A 24,594-nucleotide genomic window follows, 5' to 3' on the forward strand; every position below is an offset into this window, starting at 1 on the left:
TCTGACCTAGGCCAGGCTGGCGATATAGGCCCGCCAGCCGCCCAGATGGGTGATGTCCGTGGCCCCGGCCAGGGCGCGGGGTTCGGCGACGAAGCCCTTCACCGTGGTCCCGTCCTCCAGGCTCACCGTGCCGATGGCCAGCGGCGCCGGCACCTCGGCGGTGAAACTGCCGAAGCCCGCCATGTCCAGCTCATAGACCTCGACCTCGATGGCCGCGCCGTCGTCCTCGCCCACATGGATCAGGGCCGGCTTCGGCGGCGTCGTCTCCGCCATGGCGTAGAGCCTGTAGGCCGGCGCGGTGCGGGTGCGGGCCACCAGCCGGGCGTCGCGGGAGGTCAGCTGCCAGTGCAGGGGCATGCCGGCCAGGTGGGCGCCGACGACGCTCAGTCTGACGGTCTGCGGCTTGCCGGTGGTGTCGAGCTCAGGGGCGGCGGGCATGGGGCGGATTTCCTCATAGCGGCGGGCGAGGTCGAGCAGGGCTGTGTCTGCCCAGGCCGGACCGATCAGGGTGACACCAAAGCCTGTGCCATTCTCCCGGTAGCCGGCCGGCACGGCGATGGCGCTCATGTCGAGCAGGTTCACGAAGTTGGTGTAGAGGCCGAGATTGGCGTTGAGGGCGAAGGGCTCGGCCAGCACCTCACTGATCCGGTAGATGGTCGGCGCTGTGGGCAGCAGCAGGACGTCGATGCGCTCCCACAGGGCCTGGGCCGCGCGGGCGTGGTCCTGCAGCGCATAGAGGCCCTTGAAGGTCTCCAGGCCCGAGACGCCGAAGCCGGTCTGGACGATGGCCCGCACCACAGGGTGAACTGCGGCCGGCCGGGAGCGCAGCAGGTCCTCGATGGCGGCGGTCCGCTCGGCCACCCAGGGGCCGGCATAGAGCAGCTGGGCGGCCTCCAGCAGGGGGGCGATGTCCACCTCGACCAGGGTTGCGCCGCTGGCCGCCAGCCGGGCGATGGCCTGGTCGTAGAACCGCTCGGACGCCGCATCCCCCAGATAGTTGAGCTGGTCCAGACGCGGCACGCCCATGCGGAATGCCGGCCCCAGGGTCGACGCGGCCGGACCCGGCGGGCGGGAATAGGGATCGGCGGGGTCGAAGCCAGCGGCCACGGAATCCACCAGGGCCGCATCGGCGGCGGTGGCGGTGAAGACGGTGATGCAGTCCAGCGACCGGCAGGCCGGGACGAGGCCTGCGGTGCTCCAGCTGCCCTTGGTGGGCTTCAGGCCCACCAGGCCGTTGAACGCGGCCGGCACCCGGCCCGAGCCTGCGGTGTCGGTGCCCAGCGCGAAGGCCACCAGTCCTGCCCCCACCGCCACGGCGCTTCCCGAACTGGAGCCGCCGCTGACATAGTCGCGGTTGAACACGCAGGCCGGGATTCCATAGGGCGTGCGGCTGCCCACCAGGCCGGTGGCGAACTGGTCGAGATTGGTCTTGCCCATCATCACCGCGCCGGCCGCCTGCAGACGCGCCACCACCGTGGCGGTTTCGTCCGGCCTATAGGCAAAGGCGGGGCAGGCCGCGGTGGTGGGCAGGCCCGCGACGTCGATATTGTCCTTCACCGCGAACGGGACGCCGGCCAGGGGCAGGTCCTCGCCGGCGGCGATGCGGGCGTCCACAGCGCGGGCGGCGGCCAGGATGGCCTCGGCCTTGGGGCGCTCGATCCAGGCCTGGGGCTGGACCGCGTCATAGGCGGCGATCCGCGCCAGGCTGTCGCGGGCGACCTGCTCGGCGCTCTGGGCGCCTGACCGGACCTCGGCGGCGATGGCGGCGACGGACAGGCGGTCCATAGGCGGGCTCCGGCTCAGGCGGGTTCGATGGCGATCATTGGCGCGCCCGGCGCAATGGCCTGGCGTTCCTGAGCGTAGACCTGGCGGACGACGCCGGCGCCGGGGCTGGTGACATCGCACTCGGTCTTCATGGCCTCGATGATGGCGATGACGGCGCCCTTCTCCACCCGGTCGCCGGGCTGGACCAGCATCTTCCAGACACTGCCGCCGAGCGGCGCCTCCACCAGCTCGGCGCCGTCGGGGACCACGATCGCCTGCGCCTCGGGCACATCATCGGCGGCGCTGGCCAGGGCCTCGACCCGGGCGAACTCGCCGCGGCGTTCCCACTCGGCGCGTTCGGCGTCGAAGGCGGCCTCGCGGGTGGCCTGGAAGGCCTCGATGCTGGCGGCGTTGTCGGCCAGGAAGCGGCGGTAGTCCGACAGGCGAAAGGTCTCATGGTCGATCTGGATTTCCCGCCGGCCCAGGGGGAAGTCGCGCCGCCACGCGGTCAGCTCCTCGTGGCTGACGGGGAAGAAGCGGATCTGGTCGAAGAAGCGCAGCAGCCAGGGCTTGCCCTCGGTGAAGGCGTTCGTCTGCCGATAGGTGTTCCAGACCTGGATGGTGCGGCCAAACAGCTGGTAGCCGCCCGGTCCCTCCATCCCATAGACGCACATATAGGCCCCGCCGATGCCGACCACATTGGGCGGGGTCCAGGTGCGGGCGGGGTTGTACTTGGTGGTCACCAGCCGGTGGCGCGGGTCGATGGGGGTGGCCACCGGCGCCCCCAGATAGACGTCGCCCAGGCCCATCACCAGGTAGCGGGCGTCGAAGACGATGCGGTGAACATCGTCCTCGCTGGCCAGGCCGTTGATCCGCCGGATGAACTCGATGTTGTCCGGACACCAGGGGGCGTCGTCCCGGACCGAGGCCATGTACTTGTCGATGGTCTCGTAGATGGCCGGGTCCTTCCACGAGAGCGGCAGGTGGACCACCCGGGAGGGGATTTCGAAGTCGTCGAGGCCGCCCAGCCGGTCCTCGGCGTCGGTGAGTGCGCGCAAGAGCTCGGCCTGCGACAGCACCCGGCTGTCATAGTGGACCTGCAGCGAACGGATGCCCGGGGTGATGTCGATGACGCCCGGAAGCGCCATGGTTTTCAGCTCGAGCATCAGGGCGTGGATGCGCAGGCGCAGCTCGAGATCCAGGACGATGGGGCCATACTCCACCAGCAGGTGGCGGTCCCCCTGGCGGCGATAGACAGCGCGGGGCCGATGCCCGGCGGCCTCGATGACCCCCAGGATCGGGCTGTCGCTGGAGAGCACAGCGGGCGCAGGCATCTCCGGCATGGTCGGCGGCGCGGCGCCGGCGACCAGGGCGTCCTGGGTCTGCTCCGCGGCCACGGCCTCGTCGTCGCTGACCCCCTGGAAGCTCACCGTATCGCCGGGCGCCAGCTGGCCGGCCTTCCACAGGTCCGCCTGGATGATCACGAAGGGGCAGACGAAGCCCCCTAGGGACGGGCCGTCGGGGCCCAGAATGATCGGCATGTCGCCGGTGAAATCCACCGCGCCAATGGCGTAGGCGTTGTCGTGGATGTTGGAAGGGTGAAGCCCCGCCTCGCCCCCGTCCCGGCGCGCCCATTGCGGCTTTGGCCCAATCAGCCGCACCCCGGTGCGGTTGGAGTTGTAGTGAACCTTCCACCGGGCGCTGGCGATCATCGCCACATCGTCCTCGGTGAAGAAGTCCGGCGCCCCATGGGGACCGGCCAGCACGCGCAGGGTCCAGGCCTTGGTGAGGGATGGCTGCTGGTCCTGCGCCAGCGCCGCCCGCGGCGGCCCCACCAGGCCATCGCCCACCCGCAGCACGTCGCCAGCCGCCAGGGTCCGCCCGGCATGGCCGCCAAACCCCCCGAGGGTGAAGCTGGAGCGGCTGCCCAGATAGGCCGGCACGTCGATCCCGCCGCGGACCAGCAGATAGGCGCGCAGGCCCGCCCCCTTCACCCGCCCGAGCTTCAGGGTCTGGCCGGCGGCGATCTGGAAGGGGACGTAGGGGGCGATCGGCGCGCCATCCAGGCTCGCCTCCAGGGCCGCGCCAGCCAGGCAGACCGAGGCGGTGCGATTAAACAAAAGGGTGGGGCCAAGGGCGGTGATCTCCAGCCCTGCGGCGGTCTCCATATTGCCCAGCAGGCGGTTGCCCAGGCGAAAGGCCAGCGCGTCCATGGGACCAGACGGCGGCACGCCGACGTCCCAATAGCCCTGCCGGCCGGGATAGTCCTGAACGGTGGTCGCCGGCCCACCACTCAGCACACGGATGGTCTGCGGCTGAAAGGCGATGTCGGCCAGGGCCCGGGTCGAAACCTGGCCCGAGACGAAGGCCTCGCTGCGCGCCACCTGGCGCAGCCATTCCAGATTGGTCTCCAACCCCGCCAGCCGCGTGTCGTCCAGGGCCTGCTGCAGGGCCGCCACGGCCTGCTCGCGGTCCGGCGCCGTGACGATCAGCTTGGCCAGCAGAGGGTCGTAGAAGGCGCTGACCTCGGTCCCGTCCACCACCCACGAATCGGCGCGCACGTCGTCGGGGAAGCGGACCTGCGTCAGCACCCCGGAACTGGGGCGATAGTCCTGGCCCGGGTCCTCGGCATAGAGCCTCGCCTGGATCGCGGCGCCGCGGGGGGCGGCTTCGAAGCCCTCCAGGAAGCCATAGTCCCCGGCCGCGCCGCGGATCATCCAGGCCACCAGGTCCACGCCGGTGACCTGCTCGGTCACCCCGTGCTCGACCTGCAGGCGGGTGTTCACCTCCAGGAAGAAGAAATCGTCCCGCTCGGCGTCATAGAGGAACTCCACCGTGCCGGCCGAACGGTAGCGGGCCGCCGCCGTCAGGCGCACGGCCGCGGCGATCAGGGCCTGCCGCGTGGCGGCGGGCAGGTGCGGGGCCGGGGTCTCCTCAATGACCTTCTGGTTGCGTCGCTGGAGGGAGCAGTCCCGTTCGCCGAGCGCGACCACGTGGCCCTGGCCATCGCCGAAGACCTGCACCTCGATATGCCGGGCCTGGCGCACATAGCGCTCCAGGAAGACCCCGCCGTCGGAGAAGTTGCTGCCGGCCAGTCGGGTGACGGCGGCGAAGGCCTCGGCCACGGCGGCCTCGTCCTCGCAGACCCGCATGCCGATGCCCCCGCCCCCGGCCGTGGCCTTGAGGATCACCGGGAAGTCGATCGTCTGGGCGGCGGCCAGCGCGGCTGTGGCGTCGGTGAGGAGGTCGGTGCCCGGGGCGAGCGGCACGCCCTGGGCCTGGGCCAGGTCTCTCGCCGTATGCTTGAGGCCGAAGGCGCGGATATTGTCCGGTGTCGGACCGATGAAGGCGATCCCGGCCGCCTCGCAGGCCTCGGCGAAGGCCACGTTTTCGCTCAGGAAGCCATAGCCGGGATGGATGGCCTGGGCGCCCGTCGCCCGGGCGGCGGCCAGGATGGCGTCCACGTCCAGATAGGACTGGGCGGCGGGCGCCGGCCCGATCCGCACCGCCTCGTCGGCCTGGCTGACATGCAGGGAACCGGCGTCGGCGTCGGAGAACACCGCCACCGAGGCCACGCCCATCTCCTTGAGCGTGCGCAGGATGCGGCAGGCGATGGCGCCGCGGTTGGCGACGAGAACCTTGGTGAACACTGAACTGACCCTGCTCAGGCGGCGATGATCATGCGCACCGGCGTCGGATTGAAGCCGTTGCAGGGGTTGTTGATCTGCGGACAGTTCGACACCACCGCCACCAGATCCATCTCGGCGCGGATATCCACATAGAGGCCCGGCGCCGAAATGCCGTCCACGATGCCGAGCGCCCCGTCGGCCTCCACCGGCACGTTCATGAACCAGTTGATGTTGGAGACCATGTCGCGCTTGCCGCGCCCGTGGCGGGCGTTGGCCTGGAGGAAGTTCTCGACGCAGGCGTGCTGGCCCTTGGTGTGGTGGCCATAGCGCAGGGTGTTGCTTTCGCAGGAGCAGGCCCCGCCGATGGTGTCGTGATAGGCCACCGAGGTGCCCAGCACCGTGGCCATCGGGCTTCCCTCGTTCGACAGCAGCACCGAACCCGTCCGCAGGAAGATGTTGCCCTGGGCGGCGATGGTGTCCTGGGCGCTGTAGCGCTCGGCGTCGTCGGCGAGCGCGTACATCAGGAAGTCCACCGCCTGGTTGCCCTCCAGATCGATGATCCGCAGGACCTCGCCCTTGCGCACCACATGGTCCCAAGGGGCCAGGGCGGGTACGATCTCGTCGTGCAGGACGGGGCCGAGCAGTCCGGCCAGGGCGGTGTCGGTCATGGCGGAGCCCCTTCTAGCGGCGGAAATAGTCTTCGACGTTGAGGAAGGCGCGCTGGCCCTCCGGCGTCGCGTTGCGGATCGGATCGTCCATGGGCGTCATCGGCCCGCGCCAGGCGCTGACCCGTAGCGGCGTGACGCTGTACTCAGGACGGGGATCGCGGACATGGGGGCAGTTGGCCAGCACCACGATGACGTCCATCTCGGCCCGCAGGGTCAGGCTGCGGTTGGGGGCATAAGGCCCGACCTGCGTCTCCACCGCGCCGTCCGGATCGATCTTCACGCCCTTGAACCAGTTGATGCAGGGGTGGATGTCCTTGCGGCCCAGGCCGAACTTGGCGAGCGCCAGGGAGAAGCGGTCGCGGGCGTTGGGATGCGGCCCCCAGTTGTCGCCCGTCCCATAGCGCCGGGCGTTGGAGGCGGCGTTCGACGCCCCGCAGAAGGCGTCGTGCGTCTCCGCCCCGTCCTCCAGCAGGCTCATCATGACCCGCCCCATGTCCGACAGCAGCAGGCGGCCTTGGCCCAGATAAGCGTTCCACTGCACCTTGACCGTGTCGGCCACGTTCAGGCGTTCCACCGGGGTCTCGGCGTTGAACACCAGCATGGAGGCGCAGGCGTCGCCCTGCAGGTCGACGAGACGCAGCCGCGCGCCACGGTTCAGCCGCTTGGCGGCGTAGCCGCCGGCCCCGATCGTCTCTTCCCAGAGCATGTCTTCAGCCGCCACGCCCGCGGGCAGGTCGCGGGCCTCGCTTGGCGGCAGGGTCGGCATGGCCTCGATGCGGGTGGCCCCTTGCGCGCGGGCATGGGCCTGGGCGCTCTTGGGATCAGCGGTGGAGGAGCCGCTCATGCCGCGCCTCCGGCCTGGGCGGTCTTGCCCCCGCGGCCATGGGCATGCAGCGGCGGCAGCAGGGCGCGGGTGGTGACGAGGCGGATCTGGTGGACGCCGCGGATGCGGCGCAGTTCGTCGCACAGCCTATGCAGCCGCTCCGAAGGTCCCTGGACCAGCAGCACCTCCAGGGACTGGTCGTCCTCCAGGAAGACGTGCTGGGAGGAGATCACCTCCTTCAGGAACAAGCCTTGCGCCTGGGCGAGCGCCTGGCGCACCCGGCCGCTCTCGGCGCGGTAGATCAGGGTGATGGTGCCGGCCAGGATGGCGCCGTCCCGTCCCTCGCTGTGCTCGGCCAGTTCATGGCGAATCAGCTCGGCGATCATCTGCGATCGGCTGGGCAGGTCACGCTCGGCGACCATGGCGTCGAGCTGGGCCAGAAGTTCGGCGGGCAGGCTGACGCTGAGGCGGGCAAGCTGGGAAATCGGTTCCACGGTCATGGGGCGATCTTGGCTCTAGTATTACGTTCGTCAATTTTCGTAATACCGATTGGCGCCTCGGTCCAGGCCCCGCCTGCCACTTGGGCGCCTCGCAGGATTCGGCGCCTATAGCGTGGGCGCCTGCTCCGGCGGATCGCCATCGGGACCCGAACCCCTGGGGCGCGCCTTGTGTGACGCGTCTTGCGCAGACAGTCGGGCGAGAGTGATTGGCGCAGACCCATAACCTCCCTAACCTGCGCCGAACCGCCGCCGTAATGCGGCCCTTAGTTTCAAGAGAGTCGCATGACCGATTCGCCGCCGCCGAGCCCTATTGTCGAGGCGCCCGAAAAACGCACCCTGCTTCAGCGCTGGTGGTTCGATGTCGTCCTGTGGAAGCGGATTCTGCTGGCCCTGGTCCTTGGGGTGATCGCAGGCCTCCTGCTGGGCGAACAGGCGAACGCCATCAAATGGATCGGCGACCTGTTCGTGCGGCTGATCCGCATGATCGTCGTGCCCCTGGTCTTCGTCTCCATCGTCGCGGGCGTGGCAGGCATGGGCGATCCCCGGCGCCTGGGGTCGATCGGCGCCAAGACCATCTTCCTCTATCTGCTGACCACCGCCATTGCGGTCAGCGTCGGCATGCTCATGGGCACCCTGTTTGGTCCGGGCAAGGGCGTCACCTTCGAAGGCGTCACCCCTGAGGCGGTCGGCACAGCCCCGCCGGTCGCCGATCAACTGCTCGGCATCGTGCCCCTGAACCCCATCGAGGCCCTGGCCCGCGGCGACATCCTGGCGGTGATCTTCTTCTCCTTCCTGGTCGGCGCGGCCATCCTGGCGGTCGGCGAGAAGGCCGATCCGGTGCGCAAGCTGTTCGACTCCGGCGTGGAAATCGTCCTCTACATCACCCGCCTGGTGATGGAGACCGCGCCGTTCGGCGTCTTCGCCCTGATGGCCTGGGTCATGGGGACGGCAGGCCTCGGCGTTTTCTACAACATCTTCCTGCTGGCCGCGGCCCTCCTGCTGGGCTGTCTCCTGCACATCTTCGTCGTGCATGGCGGGATGATCCGGCTCATGGCGGGGCTCCCCATGTGGCCCTTCTTCCGCGACATTCCCGATGCGGTGATGGTCGCCTTCTCCACCTCGTCCAGCGCCGCAACCCTGCCGGTGTCCATGCGGGTGGCCGAGAAGAACCTGGGCGTCAGCCACACGGTGGCCTCCACCGCCCTGCCGCTGGGCACCACCGTCTCCATGGACGGCACGGCGCTCTATATCGGCCTGTTGGCCATGTTCACCGCCCAGGCCTTCGGCATCGAGCTGACGCTGACGCAGTACCTGCTGGCCGGCCTGACCACGCTCCTGGTGTCGGTGGGCACGGCGCCCATCCCGTCGGCCTCACTGTTCATGCTGGCGGCGGTGCTGACCACCATGGGCGTGTCACCTGAGCAGACCGCCCTGGTGGTGGGCTTCGTCCTGCCCTTCGACCGCCTGCTCGACATGACCCGTACGGTGGCCAACAACACCTCCGATCTGGCCGTGGCTGTCACCGTCGCCAAGTGGGAAGGCGAACTGGACGAAGCCTCCTATCGCGCCAAGCCCGTCGAATGAGGCTTTGCAAGCCTCGGGGCTTGCGGCTGGGCGGGGCATGGACGAACTAGACAGTCATGCTCTCGCTCACGCCTGAACTCTTCCTGCTCGTCACGGGCGTGCTCCTGCTGACGACGGTCCTGGCGGGCACCCTGTCCAGTCGGTTCGGGGTGCCGGCGCTGATCGGCTTCCTGGCGCTCGGCATGCTGGCCGGGTCAGACGGGCCTGGCGGGATCGGCTTCGCCGACTATCAGGTGGCCCAGACCATCGGCGTGGCCTGCCTCATCTTCATCCTCTTCTCCGGGGGGCTCGACACCCCCTGGAAGGCGGTTCGTCCCGTCCTGACGCCGGCCCTGGTCCTGGCCACGGTGGGGGTGGTGATCAGCGCCGGCATTGTCAGCCTGACGGCGATCCTGCTGCTCGAGTTCAACCTGCTGCAGGGCTTTCTTCTGGGCAGCGTGGTGGCCTCCACGGACGCCGCCGCCGTCTTCGCGGTCCTGCGCAATCAAGAGACCAAGATCCGCGAAGACGTGCTGGCGCTGATCGAGCTGGAGAGCGGCTCCAACGATCCCATGGCCATCTTCCTGGTGGGCGTGGCCCTGGCCCTGATCGCCGTCCCCTCCACGCCCCTGCTGAGCTTCGTGCCCGACTTCCTGCTGCAGATGGTCCTGGGCGCCGCCATCGGCCTGGCCATCGGCTATGGCTTCACCGTCATCCTGACCCGGGCCAAGCTGCGCCAGGGGGGGCTCTTCCTGGTGGTCTCGGTGGCCGCCGCCCTGCTGGCCTTCGGCCTGGCGGGCGTCCTGACCGGAAGTGGATTCCTGGCCGCCTATGTGGCTGGCGTCCTGGCCGGCAACCGGGAGTATCCTGGCCGTCGGGCGGTGTCGCAGTTCCAGGACGGCCTGGCCTGGCTGGCCCAGGTGGTGATGTTTCTCACGCTTGGGCTGGTGGTCTTCCCCCACCAGCTGCCCGGCGTCGCCCTGGACGGCCTGGCGATCACGGCGGTCCTGATGCTGGTGGCGCGGCCGGCCAGCGTCTTCATCAGCCTCGCCCCGTTCCGTCAGTTCAACTGGCGGACCAAGCTCTTCGTCTCGTGGGCGGGCCTCCGCGGCGCGGTGCCCATCGTCCTGGCCACCTTCGGTATCGTCGCCGGCGTGGAGGACGCCCAGTCGATGTTCAACATCGTCTTCTTCGTCGTCCTGGCCTCCAGCGTGATCCAGGGGCCGACGATCGGCCTGCTCGCCACGCGGCTCGGCCTGGACCGCAAGGCGCCGGCCAAGGCCCCCCCCGCCGGCGCCCCGGCCGCCAAGGTCGAGGAAACGGCGGCATGACGAGCCGCCGCGATCTCGCCCGCCTGATCGAAGGCGCCCGCAATATTGTGGTCTTCACCGGCGCCGGCATCTCCACGGAGTCCGGGATCCCCGATTTCCGCAGCCCCGGCGGGGTGTGGAGCAGGATGAAGCCCATCTACTTCCAGGAGTTCGTGGCCAGCGAGGCGACGCGCCGCGAAGCCTGGACCCGCGCCTTCGCCGGCCGCGCCGGCTGGACGGGCCGCGAACCGAACGCCGGCCACCACGCCGTGGCCCGCCTGGTGGCCAAGGGCCAGGTCAGCGCCGTCATCACCCAGAATGTCGACAACCTGCACCAGGCGTCCGGCGTGCCCGCCGACCGCGTGATCGAGCTGCACGGCAACGCCAGCTACGCCACCTGCCTGGCCTGTGGCCTCCGCCACGAACTGCCCCAGCTGAAGCATGAGTTCGAAGCCACCGGCGACATTCCCACCTGCCGCGAATGCGGCGAGCTGGTGAAGACCGCCACCATCTCGTTCGGCCAGGCCATGCCCGAATTGCCCATGAAGCGGGCCACGGCCGCGACGCTGTCCTGCGACCTCTTCCTGGTGCTGGGCTCGTCCCTGGTGGTCTATCCGGCCGCAGAGTTTCCCCTGCTGGCCAAGCGCCGCGGCGCCGCCCTGGCCATCGTCAACCGCGAACCCACCGATCAGGACGAGGCGGCCGACCTGGTCGTCCATGACGAGATCGGCCCAACCCTCAGCGAGATCGTGCCCATCGACAGCTAGGCCTGTTCAGGCCGCCGCGCTGGGCCGCCCCTTCACCCGTTCGAACCAGCCCGGCAGCCACTTGGCCTCGGCCGGCAGGGGCTGGCCCACCTGGGTCCCGAAGGCCAGGAAGCAGAACAGCAGGATGTCGGCCAGGCTGAAGCGGTCGCCGCACACGAAGTCGCGCCCCTCCATCAGCCCGTCGAGCCAGAGGATCTTGTCCTTGGCGATCGCCTTCAGATCCTCGGCCGCCTCGGGCCGGACCAGACGAAAGCGGCTCTCAAACAGGGCCCGCCCCTCGGCGGCGCGGAAGCCGCTGGTGAGCGGCTCGACAATGTTGAGGTCGATCCGCCGCGTCCACATGCGTGTTTCGGCCCGCTCGGCGGGTGTGGCGCCGATCAGCACCGGCTGCGGCGCGATCTCCTCCAGGTATTCGCAGATGGCGGTGATCTCACAGACGACGGTTCCGTCGTCCAGCTCCAGCGCCGGCATCTGGCCGGCCACATTGACCTTTTGCGCATAGGGCGGCTGGCGGTTCTCGCCCTTCATCAGGTCCACCTGCTGCTGGGGAATATCCAGGCCCTTCTCGGCCATGAACATGCGCACCACGTGCGGATTGGGCCCGACGGAATTGTAGAACTTCATGGCGGCGCCTCCCTTGGCTCTCATTGGCGATGAGTTGAGGGTGTTCACCTTGGGTCAGGTCAAGCCTGTTGCGGACAGGGGGCCGCCGGATCGTCGTCGGCGCAGGCTTCCTCCATGCCGGCGAAGTGGTCACCCCGGTCGCTGGCCTCCAGGGTGGGCGCAGGCTCGGCCCGAGCATGGGTGACGACCTCGGCGCCCTCGGTAAGGGTCCGGTGGATCGGGCATTTCTCGGCGATCTCGATGATGCGCGCCCTCTGGTCGGCGTCGAGGTCGCCCTCCAGCCCCACCTCGCGGACGAACCGGTCCTTGGTCGTCGCCGTGCGCGCCTCGTGGGTGACCTCTACGCTGACCTTGTCCAGGGGCCAGCCCTTGCGGTCGGCATAGAGGCGGCAGGTCATGGCGGTGCAGGCGCCGAGCGCCGCGCCCAGCAGGTCATAGGGGCTTGGCCCTGAATCCAGGCCGCCCACATCGACGGGCTCGTCGGCCAGGAACCGGGCGGGGCCGGCCTGGACGGCGACCTGGAACTTGCCCGCCCCGGTCTCCTCCACCCTCACCGCTTCGCTGGAAATCTCAGGAACCGCTGCGGGCGCGGTGAGATAGCGGGCGGCCCAGGCGGCGATGACGGCGGCGGCATAGTCGGAATCGGTCTTGGCGGTCAGCAGATGATCAGCGTCGTGCAGGGACACGAAGCTCTTCGGGTGACGGGCGGCGACGAAAATCTCCGTGGCGTTGTCGATGCCCACCACCTCGTCCCGCGGCGCATGCAGGATCAGCAGGGCCCGCTTCAGATGCGCGATCCGCTCGGCCTGGTTCTGCTGGGCCAGGTCGGCGACGAAGCCCGCGCCCAGCTCGAACCGGCGGCCGGCGATCTCCACCGGAACCGGCCCCGCGCCCTCGCCAGACGACTCTGCGCCCTCGATATGGCGCAGGACGTGTTCAGCCGAAGCCGGCGCATTGACCACGGCCACGGCGCGCACGGTGGAGCACTGGCCCGCGGCGGCCAGCACCGCGGCCCCGCCGAAGCTGTGGCCCACCAGCACCTGAACCTCATGACCGGCGACGTTCATCGCCTCGACGGCGCTAACCACATCGGTGACATCGCTGGACAGGCCGGCGCCGAAATCCCCCTCGCTCTCGCCGAGGCCAGTGAAGTCGAAGCGCAGCACCCCGAAGCCCTCATCGGCCAGGGCGCGGCTGATCCGCACCGCGGCGTGCGAACGCTTGTCGCAGGTGAAGCAGTGGGCGAAGACGACATAGGCCCGCGGCGTCGAGGCGCCGGTCTCCAGAACCCCGGAGAGGCGTCGCCCGGCCGAATTCTCGAAGTCGAATCTCACGCCGGGCATGCGGTCTCCTTTGCGCGCGTTGAGCGCTTGACGGGCGGTCGATGGCGGCCGCCCGTCGATCTCGACCAATGACCAAGATCAGACGGCCGTTCCGCCGCCGGATGTTCCTCAGCCGCCGAGCTGGTCCACCAGGTACTCAGCCGAGGACACGCGGAATTCGCCGGGCTCCTCGATGTTCAGGGACTTCACCACGCCGTCCTCGACGATCATGGAATAGCGCTGCGAGCGCTCGCCCATGCCGAACTTGGCGGCGTCCATGGTCAGGCCCACGGCGCGGGTGAAGTCGCCGCTGCCGTCGGCCAGCATCATGATGTCCTCGCCGACCGCCTGGCTCTCCCCCCAGGCCTTCATGACGAAGGCGTCGTTGACTGACAGGCAGGCGATCACATCGACGCCCTGACCCTTGAGGGTCTCGGCCTTGTCCACATAACCCGGCAGGTGGCGGGCCGAGCAGGTGGGGGTGAAGGCGCCGGGCACGGCGAACAGGGCGACCTTCTTGCCCTTGAACACATCGTCGGTGGAGACCGGCTTAGGGCCGTCCAGGGTGGCTTGGGTGAGGGTGACTGCGGGCAGCTTGTCGCCGACTTTGATGGACATGGCTGTGCTCCTGAAGGCTCGCCGGAATGGGCGCGGACCCAGCACATAACGCTTTGACCGAACCCTTCAACCTCGGTGCGACCGATCTGTCTTGAAAGCGCCGCGTTCAGCCTCAAACTATAGGCCATGGCCTATATCGACCCTGACGCCGGCCCGAGCGGCGGCTATCTCTCTGGACAGCTGCTGATCGCCATGCCTGGCATCGGGGACCCGAGGTTCGAGCGCGCCGTGGTGCTGGTGTGCGCCCACGACGACGAGCACGCCATGGGTCTGACGGTCAATCGCCCGGTGGACGGGCTGATGCTGGCCGACCTTCTGGAGCGTCTGGAGATCGAAGCCACCTCCGGCGCCTCGGGGGATCTTGATGAGCCCATCCTGATCGGCGGCCCGGTGGAGCGCGAGCGGGGGTTTGTCCTGCACACCTCGGACTATCGCAGCGAGAGCAGCCTGCCGGTTGGCGACGATCTGGCCCTGACCGCCACCCGCGAGGTGCTCGAGGTCCTGGCCCATGGCCGGGGGCCGCGGCGCAGCGTCATGGCGCTCGGCTATGCCGGCTGGGGCGCTGGCCAGCTGGAGCAGGAGCTGCGCGACAATGTCTGGCTGACCTGCGCGGCCGACGAGATTCTGCTGTTCGGCGATGATCACGACCACAAGTGGTCCCTGGCCCTGGCGAAGCTGGGCGTCGATCCGGGCCTGCTCTCGGCCGCGGCAGGCCAAGCCTAGTCTCGGCGGGCCTAACCCCGGGCCTTCACAGGCGCCGCGCCGTCCACGTAGCTTTCATTGAGATAGACCTCGGCTTCCTGGGCCGACAGGGCGGGGGCATAGCCGTATCCCTGGCCGTAATCGCAGCCCAGGGCCAGCAACTGGCGGGCCATGCCGGCGTTCTCCACGCCCTCGGCGACCACCTCCAGGTCCAGGTCCTGGCCAAGCTTGACCACCGAGGAGACGATCTTGGCCGAGCCGGCGTCGGTGGCCATGGTCCGTACGAAGTAGCGGTCGATCTTCAGCGTGTCGAAGGGCAGCCGGGTCAGATACGAGAGCGACGAGAAGCCGGTGCCGAAGTCGTCCAGGGCCAGGGCCGCCCCGGCCTGGCGCAGGTTGCGCAGGATCACCGCGGCGCGGTCGGGATCGCGCATGACGTCGCTTTCGGTCACTTCCAGCTTCAGGGCGCCCGGCGGCAGGCCGGTGTCGCGCAGGATCTGGATGACGTCGGGAATGAGGTCGGGGCGGTCGATCTCGCCGGTGGACAGGTTCACCGCCACCGTCAGCTCGCCGGACGCCCTGTGGGTGTCGCGCCAAGTGGCCAGTTGGCCGGCGGCTTCGCGCATCATGTGGGCGCCAAGCGCGCTCATCAGGCCCATCTCTTCGCAGAGCGGCAGGAACTGGTCGGGCGCCAGCAGGCCGCGCCTCGGGTGGCGCCAGCGGACCAGGGCCTCGAAGCCGGAAAGCGCGCCGGTGGAGAGGCGCACGATCGGCTGGTAATAGGGCATCAGTTCGCCGCGGCCGATGGCCCCGCGCAGGTCGCTCTCCAGGGCCAGCCGCGAAAGGCCGTCACTTTCCAGGCTTCGGCCATAGGCCGCCGCCCCGCCCCGGCCGCCGGTTTTGGCCGCCTCGACGGCCAGCTCGGCCCGGCGCAGCAGCTCGGCGGCCTCCGGCGCCTCGTCGCCGCCCTTGGCCCGCACCGCGCCCACCGAGAGGGTCGGATGGATGTCAAAGCCCGCCACGCGGAGAGGCCGCTCCATGGCCTGGCGAAGGATCTCGCTGGCTGGCGTGTCGCCCACCAGCGCCAGCACGCCGAACTCATCCTCGCCGACGCGGGACAACAGCACGCCAGGGCGGAAGGCCGCGGCCAGCCGCGAGCCCAGAGCCGCCAGCACCAGATCGGCGCGCTCATGGCCCAGGGCCTCGTTCAGCCGGCGCAGGCGGTCGAGATCGGCCACCACCAGTTCATAGTCGCCGGGATGCTGCAGGTGTTCGCGGGCGCGCAGGATGAAGCTCTTGCGGTCCAGCAGGCCCGTCAGGCTGTCGAGGTCGGAGGCGGCGAACTTGGTCTCGGCGGCGACGACGCCGGCCGCGCGGACGCCCTCCTCAAGCCATATCCCCCGCCAGATACAGACCCCGCCGCCGCGCATCCGCAGACGCACCGCCACCTCCGAGCCCGGCTCCTGCACCCGCAGCACATCGTCAGCGCGGGCGCGGTCCTGAGGCAGGGCCAGGGCTCGCATGGCGGCCGAAGAGCATTCCGGCGCCAGGGGGCCCAGGCCAAGGGCGCGCGAGGCTCCGGTGAAGCGGAGCTGGTCGCGCTCCGGCTCCCAATGCCACAGCGCCACATCGGCTGCGCCCAGCGCTTCCAGTGTGGTGGTGGCGTCCCAGATCCAACGGTCGCTCGGCATGGCCTCTCGAGGCCGGCGCTTGCCGGCTAAACTGAAACTGCGTCCGCCGACCGGTCGCTCCCACCGCGGGGAGAGACCTGTCCGAACAGGACATGATCTCGCCAAACGCCGTTAATTTTCAGATAAGCCTTGGCGAACCCTTCCTCCTGGAAGCCCGCCTTGGCGAGCAGCCGGCGCGAGGCGTCGTTGTGCGGCAGACAGGCCGCCTCCAGGCGATGCAGGCCGAGGGTGTCGAAGGCGAAGCCGTTGAGCGCCCGGGCCGCCGCCAGGGTCAGGCCCCGCCGGGCGAAGCTCTGACCGCACCAGTAGCCGACTGTGCCCATCTGGGCGACGCCCCGGCGGATATTGGACAGGGTGATCCCGCCGCTGAGGGCGCCGTCGGATTCCTGGAACACGAAGAAGCTGAAGGCGACCCCAGCGTCCCGGTCACGGGCATAGGCCGACAGGCGGCGACGAAAGGCGACACGGGTCAGGTCGTCTGCGGGCCAGGTGGGCTCCCAGGGCTGGAGAAAGGCCCGCGACGCCGCCCGCAGCTCGCGCCACTCCGCATAGTCGGCGAGCCGCGGCGGACGCAGCAGCACGCCGTCCCCCACCACGCGCAACCCGCCTTCCGAGGCGATCCAGTCCAACAAAGCCATTGGTGAATTGCGGCCATGAAAAGGCGCGCCGTCAAGCGTCGCTGATGAAGAAGCTTCAGGCCCGCGCGAACAACGCCCTGGTGAAGGCCTGGGCCGCAGGACCGGCCTGACGAGGGCCCAGCACCGAAACCGCGGCCCGGCCGCTGGCGCACATGGCCGCTCCCAGGCGGGCGAGGTCGGCCGGCCTCACAGCCTCGATCCCCGCAGCGATCTCGGCCGGCGGCAGGGGCCGGTCGAACAGCAGGAGCTGGGCGGCAGTCTGTTCGGCGCGGGCCAGGGGCGATTCCCGCATCATGAACATGGCGCCCTTGAGCTGGGCCTTGGCGCGGGCCAGCTCGGCCTCCCCGACGCTCTGCCCGAGACCCGCGATCTCGCCGGCCGCCACCTTGGCCAGCTCGACGGCGTCCTTGGCCGCGCAGCCGGCGAAGACGCCGAGCACGCCCTGGTCGGCATAGGTCTCGCTATAGGCGTCCACCGCATAGGCCAGGCCGCGCTTTTCCCGGGCTTCCTGGAACAGGCGCGAGGCCATGCCGCCGCCGAGGATTTCGGCGAACAGGCGCAGGGCGAAATAGTCCGGATCGCTGACGCCCACGCTGGGCAGCAGGAAGACCAGATTGGCCTGTTCCAGCGCCTTGGCGCTCACCGCCTCGCCGCCGGTGAAGATGGCGGGCGGCGCGGCGGGCGCACCCGTGGCGGGCGGCCTGGCGCCCCCGAAGTCCCGCTCGGCCAGGGCCAGCAGGGCGGCCTCGTCCACCGCGCCTGCGGCGCTGACCACCAGGGACTGGGGATCGTAGAGGCAGGCCCGCCAGTCCGACAGGCTGGTGGGATCGGCGCTGGCGATCGAGCCCGTGGTGCCCAGGATCGAGCGCCCCAGGGGCTGGTCCCCATAGGCGGCGGCCTGGGCCATTTCGAACACCAGGTCGTCGGGGGTGTCAGCGGCCTCGGCGATCTCCTGGCCGACCACCTGCTTTTCCCGGGCGAGGTCGCCTGCGTCCATGCGTGGCGCCAGGACCAGGTCGGCCAGCACGGCCGAGCCCAGGTCGAGACCGCCCGTCAGGCAGCGCACCTGGAAGCTGGTGCGCTCATAGCCGGTGGCGGCGTTGATCTGTCCGCCCTGGGCCTCGATGGCCTCGACGATCTCCATGGCCGAGCGGGCGCCCGCGCCCTTGAAGACCATGTGTTCCAGCAGGTGGGACCAGCCCGATCGGGCGCCGTCTTCGTACCGCGCCCCACGGCCCGCCACCACGCACAGGGCGGCGGTCTCCAGCCCGGGGATCGGGTCGCAGACGACCCGGACGCCATTGGTCAGGCGATGGACCGCGGCCAAACCCTAGATCTCGGCGAAGGCGCGGACGCAGGCCTTGATGGCCTCGGCGTCGGCCGGCAGCCGGTCGAACCGTTCGGGGCGCGCGGCCAGGCTCTGGGTCCAGCGCGGCAGGTCCGGCGTCACCGAGGTGGCCGCAGCGACCGCCTCGGGGAACTTCGCCGGATGGGCGGTGGAGAGCACGATGATGGGGCCGGGCAGGTCCCGGGCCTGGCGCAGGGCCGCCACGCCCACGGCGGTGTGCGGATCGATCAGCTCGCCGGTCTCGTTCAGGGTGGCGAGCATGGTGCGGGCCGTCTCGTCCTCGCTGACCGCCACGCCGGTGAACAGCTCGCCCATGAAGGCCTGGGCCGCCGGCGGAATATCGATATGGCCGGCCTCGCCGAAGGCGGCGAAGGCCCGCGCGGTCTCGACGGCCTCCCGGCGCACGGCCTCGAAATAGAGCCGCTCGAAGTTGGAGGCCGACTGGATGTCCATGGCCGGGCTCTGGGTGGGCATCACCTCGCCACGGGCATAGCGGCCGTCGGCGAAGGCGCGCGCCAGAATGTCGTTGGAATTGGTCGCCACCACGATGCGCTCGATGGGCAGCCCCATCTGGCGGGCGACGAAGCCGGCGAAGGCGTCGCCGAAATTGCCGGAGGGCACGCAGTAGGAGATGGCCCGCTCCGGCGCGCCCACGGCCACGGCGGTGGTGAAGTAGTAGACACTCTGGGCCACAATCCGGGCGAAGTTGATCGAGTTGACCCCGGTGAGGTCCACGGCCTGGCGCAGGCTCTGGTCCTGGAAGGCCGCCTTCACGATGGCCTGGCAGTCGTCGAAGGTGCCCTGGACGGCGACGCAGCGGACATTGTCCTCGGTCGCCGTGGTCATGAACCGACGCTGGACCTCGGAGATCCGGCCCTCGGGGAAGAGGGCGCACACCCGCACATGGGCCCGGCCGCGGAAGGCCTCCACGGCCGCCCCGCCGGTGTCGCCCGACGTGGCGCAGAGGATGGTCTGAACCCGGTCCTGGCCGGCCAGGACATGGTCATAGAGGCGGGCCAGCAGCTGCATGGCCACGTCCTTGAACGCCAGGCTTGGCCCATGGAACAGCTCGGCCAGGAAGGCGTCGGGGGCGAGCTGGACCAGTGGCACGACCGCGGCGTGGGCGAAGGTGGCGTAGGCCTCCTGGCACATGGCGTTCACCGCCTCGCGCGGAATTTCCTCACCGGCGAAGCGCGCCAGGACCTCAGCGGCCACATGGGCGTAGGGCTTGCCGCGGAAGGCCGCGATCTCATCTGAGGTGAAGGCCGGCCAGGTCTCGGGCACATAGAGCCCGCCGTCGGGGGCGAGCCCGGCCAGGACCGCGTCTACGAAGCCGACCGCCGGGGCCTGGCCCCGGGTGGAGACATACCGCATCAACTCTTCCATCTGCGCCAGAGCATGGCGGCATAGACGGCGATAAGGGCGCCCGCAAGGCCGAACCAGGTCAGGGCGTATTCCAGATGGCGGTTGGCGATCTCGCCGGGAAGGGGCGTGGGGTCGAGGGCGGCGAAGTCGGGATTGCTGGAGGTCTCGGCCAGCAGGAAGACCGGGGCCGGGGCCTCGGCGCCCAGGGCCTGCGCCATGGCCGGCACGTCGCTGCCGTACCACAGGTTCTGGGCCGGCTGATTGTCGGGGGTGACGAAGTTGGGGGCGTCGGGCTCGCGGAGCAGGCCCACCACCTCGACGGGCGCGGCGCCGCGCTCACTGGCCACCGGCGGGCGGGCCTCCACCGTGTCTGGCACGAAGCCGCGATCCACCAGGACGCTGCGATAGGCGCCGCCCTCCACGGGGCAGGCGGAGAACAGCCTCTGGCCGGCTTGGCCGTTCTTGAGGCCGTAGAGCTGCAGGAAGGGGGCGGTGTCGAGCCCCGGACAGGTCAGGCGCACCCGATAGAAGCCGACATCCTCCCCCTGCCCCGCGCGGGCCAGGATCTCGCCGGCCGGGACCGGCTCGGCGGTGGAGCGGGCCTCGATCTGGGCCAGCAGGTCGGACTTCCAACCCAGGCGCTGAAGCTGCCAGACGCCCAGCGCGATGAGAATGCCCAGGGCGATCAGGACGACCAGGGTCAGGCCGATGGGGAGGCGGCGGGTGGCGGCGGCCTTAGTCATCGGATCGGGCTTGGGCGGCCCGGTTGGCGATCTGGGCGGCGAGCATGACCCCCTTCATGGGGCGCAGCAGCCCCAGGGAGACGATCACGGTGAGCGGCAGCCAGAGCAGCAGGTGCAACCAGATCGGCGGCGTGAAGGCCAGTTCCACATAGAGGGCGGCGAAGGCGACGATGAAGCCGGCGATGAGAATGACGAAGACCGCCGGACCATCGCCGGAATCGGCCTTCGCCAGATCATAGCCGCAGGCCTCGCACCGGGCCGCGACCTTGAGGAAGCCCTCGAAGAGGTGGCCCTCTCCGCAGTTCGGGCACCGACCAGCGAGACCCGACAGGAGCGGATTGGGCCGCGTCATCGGCTAGTGCCCGCCAGCCCCGCCAAACACCACATAGATGAAGGCGAAGAGGAAGAGCCACACCACGTCGACGAAGTGCCAGTACCAGGCGGCCGCCTCGAAACCGAAGTGCTTCTCCGGGGTGAAGCCGCCGCGCATCAGGCGCATCAGGCAGATCAGCAGGAAGATGGTGCCAACCAGGACGTGGAAGCCGTGGAAGCCCGTGGCCATGAAGAAGGACGAGCCATAGAGCCCCGAGTTCATCGCGTTCTCGGAGAAGAAGTACTCGTGCGAGAGGATGTGATGGTACTCGTAGAACTGCACCAGGCTGAAGATCACCCCGAGGATCACCGTCAGGATCAGGGCATATTGCGCGCCCTTGCGATCGCCCTGCTGCAGCGCGTGGTGCGCCCAGGTGACCGTGGTGCCCGAGAGCAGCAGGGTCAGGGTGTTGACCAGGGGGAGGTTCCAGGCGGGCACCGTCTCGATGCCGGCAGGCGGCCAGGTGGCCCAGGCCTGACGGACTTCCTCGATGCTCGAGAGCGTCCGGTGCTCGTGGAAGAGCGCCATTTCGAAGAAGATCCAGAACCAGGCCACGAAGAACATCACTTCGGAGGCGATGAACAGGATCATGCCGTAGCGCAGGCCGATGGAGACCACCGGGGTGTGATCGCCGGCGTTGGCTTCCTTGGTGACGTCGATCCACCAGGCGGTCGCCACCAGCATGATCAGGACAAAGCCGGCGGCGAACAGCCACCAGGTGCCCGCGGGCAGGCCAAACAGGCCCTTCCACCAGGTCACCAGGCCCACAGCCATGATGGTGGCGCCCAGCGAGGCCAACAGGGGCCACGGGCTGGGATTCACCAGGTGATAGTCGTGCTTGACGCCTGCTTGGGCCATCTCGGTCCTAACCCCTCATAATCTCGTACCGCCGGCCCGGCTGCTCTCTCCGCCGACGGGTGGTCTGAATGGTGCTATAGCCCCGCCGCTTGCGATCCGCCAAGAGCCGAAGCGGCCAGGTCTGTCGGGGCGTGCGTACGCGCCTGCGCCTGGGCGTCCTCGCTGGACGGATAGAAGGTGTAGGACAGGGTGATCTCGGCCTTGTTCCGGGTCTCGAAGTCCTCGGCGTATTCGGGATCGACGAAGTAGACCATGGGAAACTTGATGGTCTCGCCAGGCGCGATCGTCTGGTCCGAAAAGCAGAAGCATTCCAGCTTTCGGAAATAGGCGCCGGCCGCCTCGGGCACGACATTATAGACCGCCCGGCCGGTGATCGGCGCATCGCCGTTATTGGTGACGTCGAAGAAGGCCAGGCCCGTCTCGCCGATCTTCAGGTTCTGCGACACCTGCTCGGAGCGGAAGGTCCAGGGCAGGTTGCGGACATTGGTGTCGAACCGGATGTTCAGGGTCTGATTCAAGACCCGGGTAGGGGCGGCCTCGGCCCGGCTGACCGTCCCGTCAAAGCCGGTCACCTGACAGAAGGCCCGGTAGAGCGGCACCGAGGCATAGGCCAGGCCGACCATGCCGGCGAACACGCCCGCGCAGATCAGGCCCAGTCGGGCGTTACGGCGATTGCGGTCGGGGTTCAGCTCAGAGGGGGCGGTCAAGGATATTGGCTCCCAATCGAACGACGGTGACGAGGAAGACGAGAATGGCGAAGCTCACCAGGCCCAGGGCCAGGGCGATGTTCCGTCCCCGCTTGGCCTTGTGGATGTTCTGGGCCGCATCCTGGCCGTGCTCTCGGGGCGCCTCTTGAGGCTCGGCGAGAGGAGGTTCTGGGGGAACCTGAGGATCGCTCATCATGCCGCTCCGGGGATCAGGTTCATGAAGCTCGGCGCGCCAAGCAGGCCCTCGATCAGCAGGGTCGCGAACAACAGGCTGAGATAGAGGATCGAGAAGGCGAACAGGTTGCGCGCGTCCTTCGCCCCGGCGCGAACGTCGTAGAGACGCCCGTCCACGCGCGGGTCGGGGCTGTCGCCCGCGGCGCTGCGCAGCACCCGCCAGGCCAGGATCAGGAAGACCGCGCCGCCGAGACCCGCCACTGCCAGATAGGCGGGTCCGCCCAGGCCGGTGAAGGCTGGGACAAGGCAAAGCGGGGTGAACAGCAGGCTGTAGATGAAGATCTGCCGGCGGGTGGAGGCGGGACCGGCCACCACCGGCATCATCGGCACGCCGGCCTTTTCGTAGTCCTCGCTGGTGTAGAGGGCGAGGGCCCAGAAGTGGGGCGGCGTCCACATGAAGATGATGGCGCACAGCAGCCAGGCGTTCAGGGGCGTCTCACCCGCCGCCGCCGCCCAGCCGATCACCGGCGGCAGGGCGCCGGCCAGCCCGCCGATGACGATGTTCTGCGCCGTCGAGCGCTTCAGCCACATCGAATAGACGACGGCGTAGAAGAAGATGGTGAAGGCCAGCAGGCCCGCGGCCAGCCAGTTGACGGCCACCCCCATGAACATCACCGACAGCAGCGACAGCACCACGCCCATGGAGAGGGCCTCGGCCCCCTGGACCCGACCGGCGGGCACGGGACGCCCGCGGGTGCGGCGCATGAGGGCGTCGATGTCGGCGTCGTACCACATGTTGAGGGCGGCCGAGGCCCCGGCCCCGATGGCGATGCAGAGAATGGCCACGGCGCCCAGCAGGGGGTGGATGGGCGTATCGGCGCAGATCAGACCCGTGGCGCCGGTGAAGACCACCAGAGACATCACCCGCGGCTTGAGCAGCTGCATATAGTCCTGCCAACGGGCAGGCTGGGCGGTCACGGGAATGGCGGGCGTCATGGTCGCCAAGACATACTCCTAATCAGACCCGGCACAACGGCGAAGGGGCGCGGTTCGGCTGTGACCGATCCGCGCCCCTGTGTCGTCCGGGCCGTCCGGTCAGTGGTGGCTGTCGCCCTTGATGACCGGCGGCTCATTGAACTGGTGGAACGGCGGCGGCGAAGGCAGCGTCCATTCCAGGGTCGTGGCGCCTTCGCCCCACGGATTGGCTTCGGCCTTGCGGCGAACGATGGCGGCTTCCAGCAGGATCAGCAGGAAGACCAGCACGCCCACCGCCGTGATGGCGTAGCCCACCGACGAGACGTAGTTCCAGTAGGTATAGGCCTCCGGATAATCCACGTAGCGCCGGGGCATGCCCTGCAGGCCGAGGAAGTGCTGCGGGAAGAAGATCAGGTTCACGCCGATGAACGTGATCCAGAAGTGCAGCACGCCGGCCCACTCGCGGTACTTCACGCCGAAGATCTTCTCGAACCAGTAGTAGAAGCCGGCGAAGATGGCGAACACCGCGCCCAGGCTGAGCACGTAGTGGAAGTGGGCCACGACGTAATAGGTGTCGTGCAGGCTGTAGTCGATGCCGGCATTGGCCAGGACCACGCCGGTGACGCCGCCCACGGTGAAGAGGAAGATGAAGCCGATCGCCCACAGCATGGGCGTCTTGAAGCTGATCGACCCGCCCCACATGGTGGCGATCCAGGAGAAGATCTTCACCCCGGTGGGCACCGCAATGACCATCGTGGCGGCCACGAAATAGGCGCGCAGATTGATGTTCATGCCGACGGTGTACATGTGGTGGGCCCACACGACGAAGCCGACAAAGCCGATGGCCACCATGGCGTAGGCCATGGCCAGGTAACCGAACACCGGCTTGCGCGAGAAGGTCGACACGATGTGGCTGATGATGCCGAAGCCCGGCAGGATCAGGATGTAGACCTCGGGGTGACCGAAGAACCAGAACAGGTGCTGGAACATCACCGGGTCGCCGCCGCCGGCGGCGTTGAAGAAGCTGGTGCCGAAGTTGCGGTCGGTCAGCAGCATGGTGATGGCGCCCGCCAGAACCGGCAGGGACAGCAGCAGCAGGAAGGCGGTGATCAGCACCGACCAGGCGAACAGCGGCATCCGGTGCAGGGTCATGCCCGGGGCGCGCATGTTGAAGATGGTGGTGATGAAGTTGATCGCGCCGAGGATCGAGCTGGCGCCGGCCACGTGCAGCGACAGGATGGCCAGGTCCATGGACGGGCCGGTGTGGCCCAGCGTCGAGAGCGGCGGATAGATGGTCCAGCCGCCGCCAAAGCCCTTGCCGGGCCCGCCGTCGCTGAACATCGAGGTGACCAGCAGGATCCAGGCGGCGATCAACAGCCAGAACGAGATGTTGTTCATCCGCGGGAAGGCCATGTCCGGCGCGCCGATCATG

Annotated in this window: 23 protein-coding genes; 4 read left to right on the forward strand and 19 right to left on the reverse strand. The window is 69.1% G+C overall.

The window, feature by feature from the left end; translation table 11 throughout:
• Positions 1 to 6: 6 nt before the first annotated feature.
• From atzF to Q7S93_RS18910, 5 genes are read right to left on the reverse strand one after another with little or no spacing between them, the layout of a single operon-like run.
• The gene (atzF, locus tag Q7S93_RS18890; RefSeq protein ID WP_304716404.1) at positions 7 to 1,785 is read right to left on the reverse strand and encodes an allophanate hydrolase; all 1,779 of its coding nucleotides are present in this window, start codon (positions 1,783 to 1,785) and stop codon (positions 7 to 9) included.
• A 14-nt stretch (positions 1,786 to 1,799) separates the two neighbouring features.
• Positions 1,800 to 5,414, reverse strand: coding sequence for an urea carboxylase (gene uca / locus Q7S93_RS18895; protein ID WP_304716405.1), 3,615 nt, complete (start codon positions 5,412 to 5,414; stop codon positions 1,800 to 1,802).
• 14 nt (positions 5,415 to 5,428) lie between these two features.
• Positions 5,429 to 6,061, reverse strand: a complete 633-nt coding sequence (locus tag Q7S93_RS18900) for an urea amidolyase associated protein UAAP2 (RefSeq protein ID WP_304716408.1) — start codon at positions 6,059 to 6,061, stop codon at positions 5,429 to 5,431.
• 13 nt (positions 6,062 to 6,074) lie between these two features.
• Positions 6,075 to 6,905, reverse strand: a complete 831-nt coding sequence (locus Q7S93_RS18905; RefSeq protein ID WP_304716409.1) for an urea amidolyase associated protein UAAP1 — start codon at positions 6,903 to 6,905, stop codon at positions 6,075 to 6,077.
• Positions 6,902 to 7,384 carry a CopG family ribbon-helix-helix protein gene (locus Q7S93_RS18910; RefSeq protein ID WP_304716411.1) on the reverse strand — a complete coding sequence of 161 codons (483 nt, stop codon included), beginning with the start codon at positions 7,382 to 7,384 and terminating at the stop codon, positions 6,902 to 6,904. The genes Q7S93_RS18905 and Q7S93_RS18910 overlap by 4 nt, the downstream gene beginning before the upstream one ends.
• 282 nt (positions 7,385 to 7,666) lie before the next feature.
• Between Q7S93_RS18910 and Q7S93_RS18915 the strand changes: the two genes are divergently transcribed.
• From Q7S93_RS18915 to Q7S93_RS18925, 3 genes are read left to right on the forward strand one after another with little or no spacing between them, the layout of a single operon-like run.
• Positions 7,667 to 8,968: a dicarboxylate/amino acid:cation symporter gene (locus Q7S93_RS18915; RefSeq protein ID WP_304716413.1), complete on the forward strand. Its 1,302-nt coding sequence runs from the start codon at positions 7,667 to 7,669 to the stop codon at positions 8,966 to 8,968.
• Between the two features lie 56 nt (positions 8,969 to 9,024).
• Positions 9,025 to 10,278, forward strand: coding sequence for a potassium/proton antiporter (locus Q7S93_RS18920; protein ID WP_304716417.1), 1,254 nt, complete (start codon positions 9,025 to 9,027; stop codon positions 10,276 to 10,278).
• Positions 10,275 to 11,024, forward strand: a complete 750-nt coding sequence (locus tag Q7S93_RS18925; RefSeq protein ID WP_304716418.1) for an SIR2 family NAD-dependent protein deacylase — start codon at positions 10,275 to 10,277, stop codon at positions 11,022 to 11,024. Before Q7S93_RS18920 ends, Q7S93_RS18925 begins: the two co-directional genes overlap by 4 nt.
• A gap of 6 nt (positions 11,025 to 11,030) precedes the next feature.
• Here the strand turns inward: Q7S93_RS18925 and Q7S93_RS18930 are convergent, their stop codons facing one another.
• From Q7S93_RS18930 to Q7S93_RS18940, 3 genes are all read right to left on the reverse strand, one after another.
• Positions 11,031 to 11,648 carry a glutathione S-transferase family protein gene (locus Q7S93_RS18930; RefSeq protein WP_304716420.1) on the reverse strand — a complete coding sequence of 206 codons (618 nt, stop codon included), beginning with the start codon at positions 11,646 to 11,648 and terminating at the stop codon, positions 11,031 to 11,033.
• Positions 11,649 to 11,707: 59 nt separating this feature from the next.
• Positions 11,708 to 12,991 (reverse strand): bifunctional alpha/beta hydrolase/OsmC family protein, encoded by a 1,284-nt coding sequence (locus Q7S93_RS18935; RefSeq protein WP_304716423.1) that lies wholly within the window; start codon positions 12,989 to 12,991, stop codon positions 11,708 to 11,710.
• A gap of 108 nt (positions 12,992 to 13,099) precedes the next feature.
• Positions 13,100 to 13,588 carry a peroxiredoxin gene (locus tag Q7S93_RS18940; RefSeq protein ID WP_304716424.1) on the reverse strand — a complete coding sequence of 163 codons (489 nt, stop codon included), beginning with the start codon at positions 13,586 to 13,588 and terminating at the stop codon, positions 13,100 to 13,102.
• Between the two features lie 126 nt (positions 13,589 to 13,714).
• Between Q7S93_RS18940 and Q7S93_RS18945 the strand changes: the two genes are divergently transcribed.
• Positions 13,715 to 14,311: a YqgE/AlgH family protein gene (locus Q7S93_RS18945; RefSeq protein ID WP_304716427.1), complete on the forward strand. Its 597-nt coding sequence runs from the start codon at positions 13,715 to 13,717 to the stop codon at positions 14,309 to 14,311.
• Between the two features lie 11 nt (positions 14,312 to 14,322).
• On the opposite strand, the gene Q7S93_RS18950 is transcribed toward Q7S93_RS18945, so the two are convergent.
• From Q7S93_RS18950 to Q7S93_RS19000, 11 genes are all read right to left on the reverse strand, one after another.
• Positions 14,323 to 15,981 carry a putative bifunctional diguanylate cyclase/phosphodiesterase gene (locus Q7S93_RS18950; protein ID WP_304716429.1) on the reverse strand — a complete coding sequence of 553 codons (1,659 nt, stop codon included), beginning with the start codon at positions 15,979 to 15,981 and terminating at the stop codon, positions 14,323 to 14,325.
• 26 nt (positions 15,982 to 16,007) lie between these two features.
• Entirely contained in the window at positions 16,008 to 16,619 is a 612-nt protein-coding gene (locus tag Q7S93_RS18955; RefSeq protein ID WP_304716430.1) for a GNAT family N-acetyltransferase, read from the reverse strand.
• A 55-nt stretch (positions 16,620 to 16,674) separates the two neighbouring features.
• Positions 16,675 to 17,946 carry a M16 family metallopeptidase gene (locus Q7S93_RS18960; RefSeq protein ID WP_304716431.1) on the reverse strand — a complete coding sequence of 424 codons (1,272 nt, stop codon included), beginning with the start codon at positions 17,944 to 17,946 and terminating at the stop codon, positions 16,675 to 16,677.
• Between the two features lie 3 nt (positions 17,947 to 17,949).
• Entirely contained in the window at positions 17,950 to 19,341 is a 1,392-nt protein-coding gene (gene thrC / locus Q7S93_RS18965) for a threonine synthase (protein ID WP_304716433.1), read from the reverse strand.
• Positions 19,341 to 20,075: an SURF1 family protein gene (locus Q7S93_RS18970; protein ID WP_304716434.1), complete on the reverse strand. Its 735-nt coding sequence runs from the start codon at positions 20,073 to 20,075 to the stop codon at positions 19,341 to 19,343. The genes thrC and Q7S93_RS18970 overlap by 1 nt, the downstream gene beginning before the upstream one ends.
• Positions 20,068 to 20,427, reverse strand: a complete 360-nt coding sequence (locus tag Q7S93_RS18975; protein WP_304716438.1) for a DUF983 domain-containing protein — start codon at positions 20,425 to 20,427, stop codon at positions 20,068 to 20,070. Before Q7S93_RS18975 ends, Q7S93_RS18970 begins: the two co-directional genes overlap by 8 nt.
• A 3-nt stretch (positions 20,428 to 20,430) precedes the next feature.
• A complete protein-coding gene (locus Q7S93_RS18980) occupies positions 20,431 to 21,306 on the reverse strand; it encodes a cytochrome c oxidase subunit 3 (RefSeq protein ID WP_304716441.1) in 876 nt (291 codons plus the stop codon).
• A gap of 74 nt (positions 21,307 to 21,380) precedes the next feature.
• On the reverse strand, positions 21,381 to 22,013 hold the full coding sequence (locus Q7S93_RS18985; RefSeq protein ID WP_304716442.1) for a cytochrome c oxidase assembly protein: 633 nt from the start codon (positions 22,011 to 22,013) through the stop codon (positions 21,381 to 21,383).
• Positions 21,997 to 22,206, reverse strand: a complete 210-nt coding sequence (locus Q7S93_RS19100; protein WP_370652228.1) for a hypothetical protein — start codon at positions 22,204 to 22,206, stop codon at positions 21,997 to 21,999. Before Q7S93_RS19100 ends, Q7S93_RS18985 begins: the two co-directional genes overlap by 17 nt.
• A complete protein-coding gene (gene cyoE / locus Q7S93_RS18995; protein WP_304716462.1) occupies positions 22,206 to 23,183 on the reverse strand; it encodes a heme o synthase in 978 nt (325 codons plus the stop codon). Before cyoE ends, Q7S93_RS19100 begins: the two co-directional genes overlap by 1 nt.
• Before the next feature lie 99 nt (positions 23,184 to 23,282).
• Positions 23,283 to 24,594 (reverse strand): cytochrome c oxidase subunit I (locus Q7S93_RS19000; RefSeq protein ID WP_304716443.1); only part of this gene is annotated, 1,312 nt, incomplete at its 5' end.

The sequence above is a fragment of the Phenylobacterium sp. genome (genome assembly GCF_030646615.1).
Taxonomy (GTDB): domain Bacteria; phylum Pseudomonadota; class Alphaproteobacteria; order Caulobacterales; family Caulobacteraceae; genus Phenylobacterium.

Excerpts from the sequence above, each read along its gene's own strand:
- atzF (WP_304716404.1), bottom strand. The coding sequence starts at position 1,785 with ATGGACCGCCTGTCCGTCGCCGCCATCGCCGCCGAGGTCCGGTCAGGC.
- Q7S93_RS18900 (WP_304716408.1), bottom strand. The coding sequence starts at position 6,061 with ATGACCGACACCGCCCTGGCCGGACTGCTCGGCCCCGTCCTGCACGAC.
- Q7S93_RS18905 (WP_304716409.1), bottom strand. The coding sequence starts at position 6,905 with ATGAGCGGCTCCTCCACCGCTGATCCCAAGAGCGCCCAGGCCCATGCC.
- Q7S93_RS18910 (WP_304716411.1), bottom strand. The coding sequence starts at position 7,384 with ATGACCGTGGAACCGATTTCCCAGCTTGCCCGCCTCAGCGTCAGCCTG.
- Q7S93_RS18915 (WP_304716413.1), top strand. The coding sequence starts at position 7,667 with ATGACCGATTCGCCGCCGCCGAGCCCTATTGTCGAGGCGCCCGAAAAA.
- Q7S93_RS18920 (WP_304716417.1), top strand. The coding sequence starts at position 9,025 with ATGCTCTCGCTCACGCCTGAACTCTTCCTGCTCGTCACGGGCGTGCTC.
- Q7S93_RS18925 (WP_304716418.1), top strand. The coding sequence starts at position 10,275 with ATGACGAGCCGCCGCGATCTCGCCCGCCTGATCGAAGGCGCCCGCAAT.
- Q7S93_RS18930 (WP_304716420.1), bottom strand. The coding sequence starts at position 11,648 with ATGAAGTTCTACAATTCCGTCGGGCCCAATCCGCACGTGGTGCGCATG.
- Q7S93_RS18935 (WP_304716423.1), bottom strand. The coding sequence starts at position 12,991 with ATGCCCGGCGTGAGATTCGACTTCGAGAATTCGGCCGGGCGACGCCTC.
- Q7S93_RS18940 (WP_304716424.1), bottom strand. The coding sequence starts at position 13,588 with ATGTCCATCAAAGTCGGCGACAAGCTGCCCGCAGTCACCCTCACCCAA.
- Q7S93_RS18945 (WP_304716427.1), top strand. The coding sequence starts at position 13,715 with ATGGCCTATATCGACCCTGACGCCGGCCCGAGCGGCGGCTATCTCTCT.
- Q7S93_RS18950 (WP_304716429.1), bottom strand. The coding sequence starts at position 15,981 with ATGCCGAGCGACCGTTGGATCTGGGACGCCACCACCACACTGGAAGCG.
- Q7S93_RS18955 (WP_304716430.1), bottom strand. The coding sequence starts at position 16,619 with ATGGCTTTGTTGGACTGGATCGCCTCGGAAGGCGGGTTGCGCGTGGTG.
- thrC (WP_304716433.1), bottom strand. The coding sequence starts at position 19,341 with ATGCGGTATGTCTCCACCCGGGGCCAGGCCCCGGCGGTCGGCTTCGTA.
- Q7S93_RS18970 (WP_304716434.1), bottom strand. The coding sequence starts at position 20,075 with ATGACTAAGGCCGCCGCCACCCGCCGCCTCCCCATCGGCCTGACCCTG.
- Q7S93_RS18975 (WP_304716438.1), bottom strand. The coding sequence starts at position 20,427 with ATGACGCGGCCCAATCCGCTCCTGTCGGGTCTCGCTGGTCGGTGCCCG.
- Q7S93_RS18980 (WP_304716441.1), bottom strand. The coding sequence starts at position 21,306 with ATGGCCCAAGCAGGCGTCAAGCACGACTATCACCTGGTGAATCCCAGC.
- Q7S93_RS19100 (WP_370652228.1), bottom strand. The coding sequence starts at position 22,206 with ATGAGCGATCCTCAGGTTCCCCCAGAACCTCCTCTCGCCGAGCCTCAA.
- cyoE (WP_304716462.1), bottom strand. The coding sequence starts at position 23,183 with ATGACGCCCGCCATTCCCGTGACCGCCCAGCCTGCCCGTTGGCAGGAC.